At 69.2% G+C, this 14472-nt stretch carries 11 protein-coding genes; all 11 read right to left on the bottom strand.

What is annotated here, in order from left to right:
• Positions 1-36: 36 nt before the first annotated feature.
• Complete coding sequence (locus ACFVV1_RS25095) at positions 37-2112, bottom strand: radical SAM protein (protein ID WP_389993152.1); 2076 nt, start codon at positions 2110-2112, stop codon at positions 37-39.
• Positions 2113-2202: 90 nt separating this feature from the next.
• Positions 2203-3147: an aldo/keto reductase family oxidoreductase gene (locus ACFVV1_RS25090; RefSeq protein ID WP_389993149.1), complete on the bottom strand. Its 945-nt coding sequence runs from the start codon at positions 3145-3147 to the stop codon at positions 2203-2205.
• Between the two features lie 54 nt (positions 3148-3201).
• On the bottom strand, positions 3202-4695 hold the full coding sequence (locus ACFVV1_RS25085) for a GMC family oxidoreductase (protein WP_389993147.1): 1494 nt from the start codon (positions 4693-4695) through the stop codon (positions 3202-3204).
• Positions 4692-5642, bottom strand: coding sequence for an adenosine kinase (locus ACFVV1_RS25080; RefSeq protein WP_389993144.1), 951 nt, complete (start codon positions 5640-5642; stop codon positions 4692-4694). The genes ACFVV1_RS25085 and ACFVV1_RS25080 overlap by 4 nt, the downstream gene beginning before the upstream one ends.
• Positions 5639-7945 carry a 4-alpha-glucanotransferase gene (gene malQ / locus ACFVV1_RS25075; RefSeq protein WP_389993141.1) on the bottom strand — a complete coding sequence of 769 codons (2307 nt, stop codon included), beginning with the start codon at positions 7943-7945 and terminating at the stop codon, positions 5639-5641. The genes ACFVV1_RS25080 and malQ overlap by 4 nt, the downstream gene beginning before the upstream one ends.
• A 32-nt stretch (positions 7946-7977) precedes the next feature.
• A complete protein-coding gene (locus ACFVV1_RS25070) occupies positions 7978-8808 on the bottom strand; it encodes an HAD family hydrolase (protein WP_389993139.1) in 831 nt (276 codons plus the stop codon).
• Positions 8805-9314 carry an NUDIX domain-containing protein gene (locus ACFVV1_RS25065; RefSeq protein WP_389993136.1) on the bottom strand — a complete coding sequence of 170 codons (510 nt, stop codon included), beginning with the start codon at positions 9312-9314 and terminating at the stop codon, positions 8805-8807. Before ACFVV1_RS25065 ends, ACFVV1_RS25070 begins: the two co-directional genes overlap by 4 nt.
• A 41-nt stretch (positions 9315-9355) precedes the next feature.
• Entirely contained in the window at positions 9356-10246 is an 891-nt protein-coding gene (locus ACFVV1_RS25060) for an SDR family oxidoreductase (protein WP_389993134.1), read from the bottom strand.
• A complete protein-coding gene (locus tag ACFVV1_RS25055; RefSeq protein WP_389993132.1) occupies positions 10243-11271 on the bottom strand; it encodes an ROK family protein in 1029 nt (342 codons plus the stop codon). Before ACFVV1_RS25055 ends, ACFVV1_RS25060 begins: the two co-directional genes overlap by 4 nt.
• Positions 11264-12370 (bottom strand): sugar phosphate nucleotidyltransferase, encoded by a 1107-nt coding sequence (locus tag ACFVV1_RS25050; protein WP_389993129.1) that lies wholly within the window; start codon positions 12368-12370, stop codon positions 11264-11266. The genes ACFVV1_RS25055 and ACFVV1_RS25050 overlap by 8 nt, the downstream gene beginning before the upstream one ends.
• Positions 12363-14468, bottom strand: a complete 2106-nt coding sequence (locus ACFVV1_RS25045; RefSeq protein ID WP_389993126.1) for a glycosyltransferase — start codon at positions 14466-14468, stop codon at positions 12363-12365. The genes ACFVV1_RS25050 and ACFVV1_RS25045 overlap by 8 nt, the downstream gene beginning before the upstream one ends.
• Between the last annotated feature and the right edge of the window lie 4 nt (positions 14469-14472).

Genomic DNA, 14472 nt, shown 5'->3' with positions numbered 1-14472 from the left:
GCCGCATCCCCGGCAGCCGCCACGTGACCACTGCGCTCATCCGTGTGGACTTGCCGACCGCCGCTGCTCGCGAAGCCGGATCTCCTCCCCACGTCGTCGTACGAGGTGGGGTGTGCGGAGTTCGTGGGCGATGACGAGGCCACGCAACTCCTTGCGACGCTGCTCGGACGTCGTGACCCGCAGCGACTCGACCAGCTCGTGGGCAGTGCCTTGGTCGAGGTCGTCCTCGTGTCGCAGGAGCCGGATCACCTCGGCGTCCTCCTGTCCCGCCGGGGCCGACCCGCCGCGTGACGGCGGGATCTGGCTGACCCGACGCAGCGGCTCCGCGGCCTCGGCCGGGAGCAGGTCGGCGTACCGGAGCAGGTCGGCGTCGGGCGCGAGCAGCAGCAGATGCTTGACGGTCAACGCCGCTTCCGGGAAAGGGAGGCGGGTCGCCAGCGAGCCGAGCACTCGCGGATCCAGGCCGAGCACGCAGCCGGCGTGCAGGAGCACCTGCCGGACTCGGGAGGCCTCGGGTGCGTCGGGCAGCAGTCCGGCCGTCCGCTCCAAGAAGCGGCTGACAACCGCAGTCGGCTCGGCCGTGTCGAGGGCCTCCCCGCCGTTGAAGTAGCGTCCCATGTACGCCTGCCACCAAGCCAGGTGCACTTCATGGAGGTCTCCCACCAAGGCCTCGTAGTCGCTCGGCGCGAGCCGTCCCGCATCCGCCATCGCACGGAGCGCAGGCACGAGATCGTTGTAGACAAGCCGCATCCAGAGGTGCGGAGAACGCTGGATTCCCCAGCAGTGCTCGTGAGTATGGTCGCTGAGCAGTTCGGCCAGGCTGATCTCACCGGTGACGAGATCGGTTCGAACACCCAGCGGAGAGACGTCGAAGCGGTAGAAGTGGTCGGAGGAGAGAGGCGGCCGCGGTGTGGGCAGTTCGCGATCGAGGAAGCGCTCCAGGCCCGCGTAACGCCGATGCAGCGCGTCGAAGTCGGGAGTGATCCGTGGGTAGAGGTGGTTGGTGAAGCGGGTCTTGATTTTGGCGATCTCTTCCGACACGGCCTGATAAAGGAAGATCTTGTCGAAACGGTAGCTGAAGGAGAGTCCTATGTAGGGGAAGACGGTGCAGCTCCGGCACTCTGACCGGTGCCCCACCTCCTCGTCCCGGACGCGCAGAAACTCTTCGTCCTGCACCATTTCGGTGAGCGAGCGGTCCCAGACCACCGAGTTGTCGAAGGCGTGGTAGCAGGGCAGCACCAGACGCCCGTCCGGGCCTACGGTGAGGATGCGCTTATTCGCATAGCAATCCGTCGGTGCGGTGGGATCGAGCGTCTCCATGAACTTGCGGAAGTGCAGATTGAGCAGTGCGAACGGTTGGTAGAGCAGACGCATCAGTTCGGCGGAGATGAGGTCTCCGGTCGGCTCCGACTCGTCCAACCGGCGGGCTCGCGTCGCCGGGGTGTCGGCCAGCGGCTTGCCGTTCTGCTCGATGAGCTTGAGCTTGCGTGCCGTCCGATTGACGTCTCGGACGGTGTCCTGCTCGTCGAAGTACTCGAACATCCCGGAGAAGTAGATGGTGATGCGGTTGTCGTGCGCGAAGCGCAGCAGGTCCGGCACCTCGTCCCTGTTCTCCCGGGTGACGACGCAGATGAGCTTGAGGTTGTCCGCGCCCGTGGCGGCTATCCGCCGGATGACGTCCAGTGCCCGGTCCAGTGTGGGTACTCCCCGGATCTTCTGGTAGCGGTCGGGCCTGAGCGTGTCCAGGGAGACATTCATCGTGTCGACGTAGGGGACGATGGCGTCGATGTGCTTGGCGAAGCGGATGCCGTTGCTGGTGATCTCCACCGTCATGCCGAGCGACTTGGCGTACTGGACGATCCCGTCGATGTGCGGGTGCAGGACCGGTTCGCCACCGGTGAAGTCGACATAGCGGACGCCGAGCGCGTACATCTCGTCCAGGATCTGGCAGGCCTTTTTCAGGGTGAGTTCCTCGTACCCCTTGAACTTGTCGTCCTGCCAGACGTTGCAGTAGCCGCAGAGGGAGTTGCAGCGGAAGGTGATGTAGAACCGGGCCGACTGCAGCAGGCCCGGTCGGGTCGTGGGGGTGAGTGCTGTGCTGGTCACTGTCACGCTGTCTCTCCATCCGTACGGCAGGATGAGGTGCCCCTCAACGGCCCGGCCGGGCCGTTGAGGGGGTTCTCCTGGGAAGGGCGGCGAAGGTCAGGGCAGCCGAGCGCCCCGAGCGGCGATCCACAGTTCGTACCACTCCTCGTGGGAGAGTCCGGGGTCGCTCTCCACCGCGTCATGGCAGGCGCGGATACGTTCCGGGTTCGTGGTGCCGATCACGGGCGAGATGCCGGCCGGGTGCCGCTGGAGCCACCACAGCAGGATCGTCTCTGGTGTGGTCTCCTTACGTTCCGCGAGGTCTCTGATCAGAGAGCCGGCCGGAGTCGGTTCGGGCCCGGTGAAACGGCCCTGGGCGAGTGGCCCCCACGCCTGCAGTTCGAGGCCGTGGGCCGCACAGTACTCGAGAGTCCCGTGCGGAAAGCCGTTCGCGGCTGCGGCCGATGTGTTGAGCAGCACCCCCGCCTCGAGCCAGTCGCGCCGTGCCAGGCTCATCTCCAACTGGTTGGCGATCAGCGGTACGTCCAGGTGGGCCCGGAGGCTGTCGATCTGTGCGGCGCTCATATTGGAGACGCCGAAGTGCCGTACCAGGCCTTGCTGCTGGAGGGAGGCGATGGCTTTCGCGATCTCCTCCGGTGAGGCCAGCGGATCGGGCCTGTGCAGGAGCAGCACATCGATGACATCCGTGCGCAGTCGAGCGAGACTCTCCTCGACACGCCTGGTGATGCTGGACGCACGCAGGTCGTACCTGCCGACCCCGTCGCCGTCGGGCAGCCGGATTCCGCACTTGGTCTGCAAGGTGATCCGCTCCCGCAGATCCGGTGCTCGCGCCAAGACCTCCCCGAAGACCGACTCGGACTTGCCATGCCGGTAGATGTCCGCATGGTCGAACGCTGTGATCCCGGCAGACAGGGCGGCCTCGACAGCGGCTTCCGCTTGTGCGATGTTCGCGGCCGAGTACGGCGTGCGGTCCCAGCTACCGCCGATTCCCATGCATCCGTACAGCACGCGCCCCCTGCCCGTGCCGGACTTGGGTGTCATGCTGCTGTCTCCTGTCCGTGAGCGGCCCCGGGTGGGTTCGAATCCGGTCATCTGTCACTCCCGCATCGTGTCGGCCAGCATCTCGGCGACGGCGAGCACCGGGAGTTGGGTGTTGGCCGCTGGAACGGTCGGCAGGATGGAGGCATCGACAACCCGCAGGTTGGACACCCCGTGCACCCGTCCGTCGCCGTCCACCACGGCATGGGGATCGTCCGGGAGGCCCATGGCGCAGGTCCCCACCGGATGCCAGTACGTGCCGAGCGACGACCGCAGTTCCTGGTCCGGCAAGTCCCTCGGGGAGAATCCCGGCGAGGGACTCGCGAGGGACTGCAGTGAGGCCGACGCGGCCAGCCGTTCGACGATGTCCAGGCCGGATCGGATGACGGCGATGTCGTGCCCGCCTCGGTCCGTGAGGAACGCTGGATCGATCTCCGGGGGCACGGCGGGGTCGGCGGAGCGCAGCCGCAGGCTTCCGCGCGAAACGGGTTTCATCAGGAAGGCGGAGATGCCCGCCTCGTACTGCCCGGGGGGCAGCGAGCCGAACAGCGGATCGCCGGCGGAGGGCAGGATGTGCAGATCCCAGGACCCGCCGGAGGACAGGCCGCTGGCGGCCCGGATGAGCATGCGGCTGACATACAACTCGCCCGCCTCCTCCTTGGCCGCCAGTGCCGTGTTCAGCTCCGCTGTCGGGACGAGCGGGACGAAGACACCGGGCTGATCAATGAGGTTCGCCCCGACCCCGGGCAGGTCGACAGCGGGCCGGACGCCGAGTTCGTGCAGGTGGTCAGCCGGGCCGATCCCACTGCGCAGAAGCAGCGCGGGTGAGCCGAAGGTGCCGCAGGCCGCTACATAGGTGTCGGCGACCAGGCTTTGGACCCGCCCGTCGACCAACACGTCGACGGCACGAACACTCCCGCCGCGAATGTTCAACCGGTCCACGGTGGTGCCACTGAGAATCGTCAGGTTCGGCCGGGACCGTGCTGCTTCGAGGTAGGCGAAGGCTGCGTTCCAGCGGACACCGTCAGAGGCGTTGAGCAGGGGAGCGCCGTATCCGGGCCGGCCGGGAGCAGCCGTGTCCACTTCCTCGTAGCCCAGTTCGGCGGCTGCTTGGAGGGCTGCGCGGCTCCAGGGCGAGTACTCGCACTCCGGTACGGCGCGCAGCCGCATCTGCTCCACCGCCCTCAGACGGTAGGGCTCCATGGCGGACTGTGACCACCGGGCACCTCCGGCGTGCACCCACTCGGCATGGTCTCCCTCGCAACCCCAGGTGTTCCAGCACCCGTTGATGCAGGATGAGCCACCGAGGACGCGCGCACGAATGCGGTGCACGGCCGAGTGGCGCTCCCATACGTCGTCACGCGGCAGCGCTCTGGCGTTCAGCGTCCTGGCGGGCCACGCACGCCAGTTGGCGCCGTAATCCGGCCCTGCCTCCACCAGGCAGACGGAGCGGCCGGAGTCCTCGCTCAAGCGCGCGGCCAGCACGCACCCGGCGACTCCTCCGCCCAGGATCACGACGTTGTGGGCGGAGGGTGCCGATGCGCCACTCATGTGGCTCCTCCGACCGCATTGACGTCGGGCGCCTGGGGCGGGGAGGCGTACGCGTCCGCCCGGGCCAGGAGTTCGTCGCGGCTGAGGAAATCGGCCCGTCCCGATGGCACGGTGCAGGCGTGGGCCCCGGCTACCGCGCCGAACAGGGCGCACCGCTGTGGTGGCTCGCCGCCCAGCCAGCCGAAGAGGAACCCTGAGGCGAAGGCGTCACCAGCGCCGTTCGAGTCCACCACCGGCGCCGGTGGTGTGACCGCCGGAACGTGATGGATGCTTCCGTCCACCAGCAGGTACGCACCGTCTGCTCCGGCCGTGACGACCACGACCTCGGCTCGGCCCCGCTCGGCGATGCGCAGCATGGTGCGCTCGATGTCGGCCAGGGCGGCGGCGGACAGCAGGACGACGTCGGCCTCGTGAGCGAACGGCTCGTGGTACGGGTTGACGCCGTCCCAGTTGTGGAGGTCGGTCGAGATGGTCACCCCCGTGGCCCGGAGTGTGGACAGGGCGAAGCCGCACGGGTAGGTGATGGACACATGGGCATGGCGGGCGGCCGACGCCAGTTTCCGGACCAATGCCTCGGGCAGCCGGTCTGCCTCACGTGAGCGGCTGTCGTCGTAGAGGGATAACCGCCGCCCGTCGGGTCCCACCAGGTTGACCGCGCGCTTGGTGCCGCCCGGAAGGTGGACCTCGGTGAACGGAATGTTCCGGTCGCGGTGCAGAGCCCGGATCAGATCGCCCTCGTGGTCGTCGCCGATCATGTCCAGATGGTGCGTGCGCAGTCCCAGGGCGCTCACACCCAGCGCGACGAAGTCGCCGGTCTGCCCTGCCAGGGCCTCGATGCCGGGCCGGACCATGTAGCTGTCGGCGTAGGGCAGAGGCAGCTCGGGAACGTACACGATCGTGTCAACACCCGATCCTCCCAGGACGAGGACATCGGTGTCGGTGCTCATGGAGTCTCCTCTCCGGAGGTGGGTCGGGCGACGCCCGGCGGTCGGATGCTCTGCGCCTGTGCGGGGCTCGCACGCACAACCGCGCCGCCGCTCCCGGACGGCAGGGGAAGACCTGTCGCAAGGTCATTTGGGCTTCCCGAAGGGTGAGTCAAGCAGGCCGCTCCGGCTGCGGCAAGGGCTCGAAGATCTTCCTGGCCGCAGTCAACGGGTTGTGGACACGGCGCGGTAGACAGGTCGCGATAGACGTCGGCGACGGTGCGTGGGCCGGGGTGCGCGGAGATGTCTTCCAGAGTGAGAGCCGAGCCGGAGCCGTCGGCCACCGGCAGTCTCCAGTTGGGGTACGCGTCGCAGGTACCGGGCAGGTTCTGCGGCCGGCGGTCTCCTACCGTGTCGGGCAGCCAGACGCCGATCAGTTGCGCCGGGGTGAGGGCCAGGAACCGGTGCAGGCCGAGGACGTCCTGGCTCGGCACCTGGCCGGTTGCGGACCCGCTGCTCGGCTCACGTACGCCCACCCGGTCCAACTCGGCCAGCCAGCGGTTGCGTTCGGTGTCCGCGTCGGCGGCGGCCTGGTCCGTCGGCTTGGTGAGCAGCCCGAGGCGTTCGTGCAGGCGGACATGGGAACCGTCCAGCCACGCGGCTGTGCTGGGCAGGTCGTGGGTGGTGAGCGTGGCGAGGCAGTCCGGCCGCCATCGCTCGGGCGGAAGTGGTCCCGAGCGCTGCTCCGGGCCGTCGTTGAACTCGAAGCGAAGCACAGATGTGCCGAGGATGCCCCGCTCGGTCAGTTCCGTGCGTACGCCGGGCTCGACGGTGCCCAGATCCTCGCCGATCACTATGCTGCCGGCCCGGTGCGCCTCCAAAGCCAGCACCCCGAGGAGCATCTCGTGGTCATAGCGGACGTACGTACCCTCATCGGCCCTCGCCCCGGCGGGCACCCACCAGAGCCGGAACAAGCCCATGATGTGGTCCACCCGCAGCGCCCCGGAGTGGCGCAGCGAGCCCCGCAGCACCTCTGCGAAGGGGGCGTACCCCGCCTCGGCCAGGGCCTCGGACCGCCAGGGCGGCAGGCCCCAGTCCTGTCCGTGCGGGTTGAAGTCGTCGGGTGGGCAACCGACGGTGATACCTTCCGCGAGACAGTGCTGCAGTTGCCAGGCGTCCGCACCGTCGGGGTCGACGCCGATGGCGAGGTCGTGCATCAGGCCGATGGCAGCTCCTGCCTCGGTGGCTGCGCGTTGAGCCGAGGCGAGTTGCTCGTCCACCAGCCAGGCCAGGTGACGGTGGAACCCGATCCGCTCCGCCAGCTCTGCCCGTGCGGCGGCGATGCCCCTCCCGTCCGGGCTGCGCAGCCCGGCAGGCCAGGAACGCCAGTGCGGGCCGTGGACCTCGGCGAGCGCACACCACAGCGCGTAGTCCGAGAGACCGGCACCCCCGGCGTCGACGTACCGTTCGTAGGCGGCACGTCGGGCCGGCCCGAGCGGAACGCGATACACCAACTCAAGGGCCCGCAGTTTGAGACCGCGCACGGCCTCGCGGTCGATCATCCCGCCGGAGAGCACATCGTCACGCAGGCGCCCCGCCTCGGCATCAAGGCGCGCGGCGACCTCCCGGTCGGTCGCGGACAGGCCGGCGTACTCGGGGAGGCTCCTGATCCTCAGATACATCGGGTCGGCATGGCGTCGGCTGCTGGGGCGGTACGGGGACGGGTCGGGCAGCGGCCCGGGAAGGTAGGAGTGCAGCGGGTTGAGCTGCACGAAGTCGGCCCCCAGACCGCCGGCCCAACGGGCGAGGTCTGCCAGGTCGCCGAGGTCACCCATGCCCCAGGAGTGTCGGGAGAGGACCGAATAGAGCTGGACCAGAAAGCCCCAGCTGCGCCCCGTGGGCCTCGCCGGCCGTCCGGGCGCGATCAGCAACGGTACGGCCTGGCTGCGGCCGCCGCGGGAGGCGTGCAGTATGTGGCGGCCCACGGGGAGGCCGGCCAGTTCCTCGCAGAGAGCTCCGGTGCGGTGGCCGCACCCGTCCTCCGTCTCGACCCACAGGTCGGTACGGGACGGCGTGGCCAGGCCGACGGGCGGTCGTCCGGAGCGCATGACGACGCTGGGAGGCAGCAGACGCTCGGCCAGATCCTGCCGTCGTCCGGCCAGGGCGACGCGGACCCCCCGGTCGGTTGCGGCGTCGACACCGAGGGCGATGAGGACGGCGCGCAGGGTCTGCGCGGAAGTCTCGATGCGCCGGCCCAGATCGGTGCTGTAGTGCGTGGACACTCCGTACAGGTCAGCCAGTTGCACGAGTTCGCGGGTGGGCGTCATCGATGTGACTCTCCGGTGTCTGGGCGGGCCGGTCAGTGAGGGCGGGGCGGGAAGAGACGTTCCAGGACCGCCGCGACTCCGTCCTCCTCGTTGGACGGCGCAATCTCGTCGGCGTACGAGCGCAGTTCGGCGTGGGCATTTCCCATGGCAACACCGTGGGCGGCCCAGACCAGCATGGGGATGTCGTTGGGCATGTCGCCGAAAGCAATGGTGTCGGCCGCGGTGAAACCGAGTCGGCGGGCGGCTTCGGCGAGGCCGCTCGCCTTGCTGACGCCCGGAGGCAGCAACTCGACGACGTGCTTGCCGGAGTGGGTGACAGAGAGGGCACCGGCGCAGGCTCGCTCGGCTCGCTCGGCGAGCTCGTCGTCGTCCAGGCGCGGGCTGCGGATCAGTACCTTCTCCAGTGGACGGGCCCAGAGATCGGCATGCCGTTCGACGAGGCGCCAGCCGTGCCGGACACGTTCGCCGAAACCTGACGTGACCAGGAACTCGCCGTTGAGGCCGGCCGTGACGACGCCGAGTTCCAACGGTCCGGCCAGCTCGGAGATGCGGTTGACCGATGCGCGCGCAGCGGTACGGTTCAGGGACACGGAGGACAGCAGCCGGTCGGCACCGACGTCGTAGAGCTGACCCCCTTGTCCACACACGGCGAGCCCCTGGTAGCCCAGGGGCGCCAGGAGGCTGCGGACCCCCGCCGCCGGCCGGCCGGTGACCACCAGATGTCGCGCACCGCAGGCCGCGACCTGGGCCAGGGCTGCCCGGGTACGGGCGGAGACGCTCAGATCGGCGCGGAGAAGTGTGCCGTCCAGGTCGGTGGCGACGACGCCGAAGAGCAGGGGGCGAGGACGCGCCGGAGCCGTCATCGCCCGGGCTCCGTGGTGGTCTCCTCATGCAGGGTGAGTAGCGTGTGGGCGGCCAGGGTCGCGGCATCGGTGATCCGGCCGGAACGGATGAGATCGCGCCACTCCGCCGGATCGGCCCAGCGCTGGCGCATGTCGGCCTCGCCCGGTTCACGTTCCGGCACGCCCTCGGTCAGCTCTTCCGCGAGAAAGACGTGACACCCCTGGGTGGCGTATCCGTAGGCGACGTGCAGACGACCCAGGTAGGTCATGCGCCGGGCGCGCAGACCGGTCTCCTCCCGGAGCTCGGCGCGGGCCAGGTCGAGGGGGGCCGCACCCTGGTGTCCCTCGGGCCAGGAGCCCTGTGGAAACTCCCAGTAGCGACCGCCCACGGGATAGCGGTACTGCTCGACCAGGTGGACCCTGTCGTCCTGACGGGGAATGGCCAGTGCGTAGTCGGGCTTGTCGACCACGCCGTAGCGGCCGGGACTTCCGTCCGGACGTTGGATGTCGTCCTCGCGGACAGTCATCCATGGGTTGCGATACACCTCGTGGGAGCGCACGGTGCGGATCACTCGGTGACCTCCAGCAAAGTGCGTATGCCCTCGTCCACACCGCGGACCCGCAGGCCGCGGTCGTGCAGGAAGTCACCCAGGAGGTGGCTCGTCAGACAGGTGTTGGTGGGTCTGTTGGCATACCGGCCACCGGCCTTGGGGACCCGGACCACTTGGGTCCGGGGCAAGCCCAGACCGTCGGCCACGGCCTCGGCCCAGGCGGCACGGGAGATCCGGTCGGGGCCGCCGAGGTGAAGCAGCGGCGGGGCCTCGGCGTGCAGCACGGCGGCGGTCACGGCGGCGACGTCCTGGACCAGGACGGGGGTGGTCCACTGGTCGAAGGGTGCCTCCACCGACTCACCGCGGCGCAGAGGATGGGCGCAGGCAGAGAAGAAGTTGAGCCACTTTCCGCTCTCGGAGTCCTCCCAGCCGTAGACCAGGCTCACCCGCAGGACGGTGCTGTCGGCCGCCTCGCAAACGATCTCTTCAGCCGCCAGTTTGGCGCGTCCGTAGGCGTTGGCGGGCGCCGTGGGGGTGGACTCGTCGTTGGCCGGAGAACGGCCGTCGAAGACGTTGTCGGTGGAGATCAGTACGGTACGGGCGCCGGGTGCGGCGGCCGTGAGGTGGGCCGCCACCGCGGTGTGCAACGCGATCGCGCGTTCCGGCGCGGCCTCGCACCAGGTCACGTCGGAAGGGCCGTGGACGAGGACGATCCGGTCGGGCCTGACCTGGTCGACCACGCGGGCGCAGGAAGTGCCGTCCGTGGCGTCCAGCGAGACCCAGGGGGCGGCGGTCCGAGCGGCGGGCGCGCGGCGCGAGGCCAGTACGGCATGTTCACCGGCAGTGGTCAGCCGGGCGGCGACGGCCCGGCCGATGAAGCCGCTGCCGACGATCAACGTGCGTGTCACGCGACCGTCACCGCCTGGCGGGCCGCGCTGCGGGCGGCGAGCAGGCGCCCGGCGCCGATGAGACCGTGATCGTCGTCCGGCTCGCCGAGCACGACCATCTCCCGGATCTCCTCGGCGGCCAGACCGAAGCAGCCGGCGCGTTCCAGCTCCGCGGTGAGCAGCTGCGCGTAGCGCGGGCCGATGGCCAGAGCGAATCCACCCATCAGCACATATCGGCGAACCCCGATGGAGGTGAACACTGAGGTTATGGCGGCGGCGAGGTGCGCGAGTCCGCCGCGGAGCACGGTGGTCGAGAAGGCGTCACCGGCGCGTACGGCGTCCGCCAGCATCCGGTTGTCCAGTTGCTCGGGATCGGGTGCCGCTGCTGCTAGTCGCGAGCGGGCGTAGCCGCCCGGATCGGCCACGGCTGCACGGCGGGCGGCGGCGAGCACACCGCGGCCCGACGCGATCCCGCCGAGGTGCCCGCGGCCGCCGCAGTCGCAGAGTGGGGCCTGCGGTGAGGGGTCGCAGGTCCAGTGGCCGAGTTCGCCGCCGTGGCCCTGCGGGTCGAGCAGGACCTCGCCGGCGCGGTAGACCTTGCTGCCGATGCCGGAACTCACCGTGATCAGACAGAAGGGCGGATCGTCCGCACTCCCCACATAGCGCCAGACGGCTGCGGTCAGGTCGTTGACGACGACCACCGGGATGCCGAGGCGGTCCTCCAGCAGGAGGCGCAGCGGCAGCGGTTCACCGCGTTTCCCCCAGACCGTCGGAGCGGTCACCACACGGCCGTCGGCCGTGACGGGGCCGGCGAAAGCCACGGCCACGGCGGTGCTGCGGTGCCGTGCGACGGCCTCGGCGGTCAGTTCGGCCAGTTGCCCGGCCACCCGGCCCTGCAGTTTCGCCTCCGAGAGGCCGGGGTGACGGGCCATGCCGTCAGTGGCAGTTCGCCGGATGTTGCCGAGGGTGCCGGTCCGCACGTTGTAGCGGGCGGTACGCAAGGTGGTGCCGCCCAGGTCGACGACGGTGAAGGCCGGTTCAGGCATGCGCTCCTCCTGAGGCATCCGGGGCGGTCGGCCGCTGCGTGATTCCGTGCTCAAGTACGATCTCCGAGTCGATGTCGGCCCCGGCCGGGACAATCGCGCCGGGAAACAGGACGCTGTGCCTCACCCGCGCACCGCGGCCGATACGGGCCCCGGGGAAGACGACACTTCGCTCGATCAAGCCCTCGTTCACGAGATCGGAGGGCACGATGCTGTGGTGGATCCCGGGCGCCCTGGTGACCAGAGAACGGGGCACCTCGGGCTGTACGGTGAGGGGCAGCTGACTGAGCGTCAAGGGGGGCCGTTCGCTCACCAGGGCGAGGTGGGCCCGGTGGTAGCGGTCGACGGTGCCGATGTCCTCCCAGTGGCCGGGCACCTCATGGCCGAGGATGCGTTCACCGCCGGACAGCATGGCCGGTATGACGTCCCGGCTTATGTCGTGCTGCCAGTCGGTGCCGTCGAGCTTCTCCAGGTAGTGGTACAGCGTGGCCGCGTCGAAGACGCAGAAAGCGGCGAAGACGAGGTCGCTCGTCGGCCTGGAAGGCTTCTCCACGAACCGGGTGAGCTGTCCGGCGGCGTCGAATTCGACCATTCCGAACAGGGGGACGTGACGGAGTTCGATGCGCTGGTAGGCGAGGGTCAGCACGGCGCCCGACCGGCGGTGGCGCTCGATCAGCGGGCCGTAGTCGAATCGGTACACATGGTCCGCGTGCAGGACCAGTACATCGGAGATGCCGGGGCCGAAGACATACGGTGCCTTGTGGATCAGGGCGTCGGCGGTGCCCCGCTCCGGCGGGTGAGTGATCCCCGGCGGCGCGTACCCGGCACCTTCGCGGTATCCCTGGTCGTACGGGCCGAAGTGCACCCGGAAACCTGGCCGCCACCACGTTCGGTGCAGGTCGTCCATTAACTGCTGCTCCTCGTACTGGGACAGCAGCAGCACCTCTTCCAGACCGGAGCGAGCAGCGTTGGCGAGGGAGAAGTCGACAAGGCGGCAGGCGCCCCCGAACGGCACCAGCGGCTTGAGCCGGCCGTGACCGAGCCTGCCCATCCTGCGGCCCTCGCCACCGGCCAGCAGGACCGCGCGCACCCCGTCAGCCATGGGACACCACGTCCCAGACGGCGCGCCCGGATTCCAGCGTGAGCAGCAGGTGCGACTCCTCGCCGGTGACGGGTATTTCGCTCGTGAACGTGGCGCCGGTCCGCCTCAGTGGGTGTACCGTCACCCCGCGCCGGGCGGACTGCTCCGCGGCAAGCTCGACCAGCTCCACGCGCCGGGCGTGGGGCAGCCGGTAGACGATCGAGCCGTCCTCGATGACACAGCGCCTGTCGAGCCGGGCGCGCAGCGCCGGATCGCTGTCGGCGGTCTGTTCGCAGCGCGCGAAGTCGGCACGGGCCCAGGCGGCTTCGAACAGAGCGCGGGCAGCGGTGTCGTCCAGGTTCTCGCAGCGCTGGTAGACCGAGGCCTCACCGAGCCGGGCGGCCGCTTCGGCGATCGCCTCGCGATGGGTCTCGTACGCCTCGGGCGGCAGCAGGTCGAACCAGCCGTGCCGGATGGTCCGCGCGATACCGAGCTCGGGTGTGCGTCCCTCCCACAGCTCGGTAAAGGCTTCCAGATGAAGTTCCGCAGCGCGCTGCCAGGTGAACTTTCTGGCCACGGCGATGGAGTTGGCCCTCAGCCTGCGGTATTGCCCGGGGTGGTCGCGCAGCAGCGCTGCCGCTTCGTGGATGCGCCGGGCCAGGGCGTCGACGAGCAGGGGGTCGTCCTCCGCGAAGGAGCGATTGACAGCGAATCCGGTGGCCCCTTCGGCACCTGGGCCGTGCAGCGGGTCGGCTACGTGCCCGAAGTGGGCCATACCGAGTTGGGCGGTCGCGATCGGAACGGCACCCATCGCCATCGCCTCGCCCTGCGCGATCAGAAAGGTGTCCATCTCGAACTTCGACGGGAAGAGGCAGAAGTCCGAAGCGGCCGCGTACGCGACGATCCTCTGCTCGTCGACCCGCTCCCACTCAAGGTGCACTCGGTTCTTGTGCCGCTCGGCCACCGCCAGGACAGTGGGATCGTCGATGCCGCCGTCGCTGATGCAGCGCAGCACGAAGTTGGCCGCGAGGCCCTCGCCCAGCACCCGGTCGATGGCACGGAACAGCTCGATCTGGCCCTTGTGGTGTACGGCATAGCGGGCGTTGTGGAAGAAGGTCGGCAGCTCCGGGTCCAAGCCGAGCCCGGAGAGGACGGCAGGCCGGTCGACGGTGGACGATTCGCCTGCGGTCCAGGTGTCGCCTATGGCGCAGCCGCCGACGAAGCTTTTGTGGGCGTTGCGGCGTACGGTGTCGTGGACCGGCAGCCGCGTGAAGAGTTCCTCGAACGGGGTGTCCGCGAAGTCGCTGTAGAACGCGAGGTGGCCCGGGGACAGGAAGTCCACCAGGTCGGCATGGTCGGCCACGAGGTCGTACACGCCCACGTGGTGGGGACCGTATTCGTAGTGGAGGTGGGTGTGCTGTTGATAGCCGCTCATCACGGCTTCGCGCGCGGTGAGCGGGCGGTCGGGCTGCTGCGCGGGGAGTGTGACCTCGGCCCCCAGGAAGTCGAGAAGCCGTTCCACCTTGGGTCGGTAGACCTTCTTGGTGATCGGCATGTTGCTCTGCACGGTGCCGACCACCAGCTTGCTCGGATCGTTCCGGAAGGCCGCCGGCAGCAGGTAGTGGTAATACGGCTCATGGGCGTGCACCAGGACCTTCTCGTCGGCGAACTGGTGACGGACGAAGCGGACGCTGTCCACCTGGGCGACGAGCGGCTTGAAGAAGACCAGGTCTTCTCCCTTGCTCTGGTAAGGGGGATAGAAGCGGTCAGGCAGCGCGTCGAGAAGCTCGTTGGAGAGGAAGTACAGGTCGATGCCGTCCAGGTGCAGCAGGTGCGCCGTGGTGGTCAGCGGAATCCGTACCTCGGACGGGAAGCGCTCGCCCCAGGTGTCCGGGTCGAGGACGAGAGGGAGCTCGTACGTGTCGTGGTAGTCGAGCGTCCTGAGATCGTATGAGCGGCGCAGGTCGTCGAGGCGGCCGTGGGCAGGCGTCACGATACTGACGCGGTGCCCCTCCGCGGCTAACGATTTCGACAGGTTCCACAGGTAGACGGAGATGCCGCCCTGCAGGAAACGGTGGTCGAAGCCGCCGCATTCGAAGTAGGTCTCTATGACATGCACGGGG

Origin of the sequence: Streptomyces sp. NPDC058092 (genome assembly GCF_042884935.1) — a bacterium.
Taxonomy (GTDB): Bacteria; Actinomycetota; Actinomycetes; order Streptomycetales; family Streptomycetaceae; genus Streptomyces.
The sequence above is the reverse complement of the archived record's forward strand: the minus strand, read 5'-3'. Positions and strand labels throughout refer to the sequence as shown.

Bases quoted from the DNA above. Each gene is read 5' to 3' on its own strand.
- ACFVV1_RS25070 (WP_389993139.1), bottom strand. From the start codon at position 8,808: ATGACGGCTCCGGCGCGTCCTCGCCCCCTGCTCTTCGGCGTCGTCGCC.
- ACFVV1_RS25080 (WP_389993144.1), bottom strand. From the start codon at position 5,642: ATGAGCACCGACACCGATGTCCTCGTCCTGGGAGGATCGGGTGTTGAC.
- ACFVV1_RS25090 (WP_389993149.1), bottom strand. From the start codon at position 3,147: ATGACACCCAAGTCCGGCACGGGCAGGGGGCGCGTGCTGTACGGATGC.
- ACFVV1_RS25085 (WP_389993147.1), bottom strand. From the start codon at position 4,695: ATGAGTGGCGCATCGGCACCCTCCGCCCACAACGTCGTGATCCTGGGC.
- ACFVV1_RS25050 (WP_389993129.1), bottom strand. From the start codon at position 12,370: ATGGCTGACGGGGTGCGCGCGGTCCTGCTGGCCGGTGGCGAGGGCCGC.
- ACFVV1_RS25055 (WP_389993132.1), bottom strand. From the start codon at position 11,271: ATGCCTGAACCGGCCTTCACCGTCGTCGACCTGGGCGGCACCACCTTG.
- malQ (WP_389993141.1), bottom strand. From the start codon at position 7,945: ATGACGCCCACCCGCGAACTCGTGCAACTGGCTGACCTGTACGGAGTG.
- ACFVV1_RS25065 (WP_389993136.1), bottom strand. From the start codon at position 9,314: ATGACTGTCCGCGAGGACGACATCCAACGTCCGGACGGAAGTCCCGGC.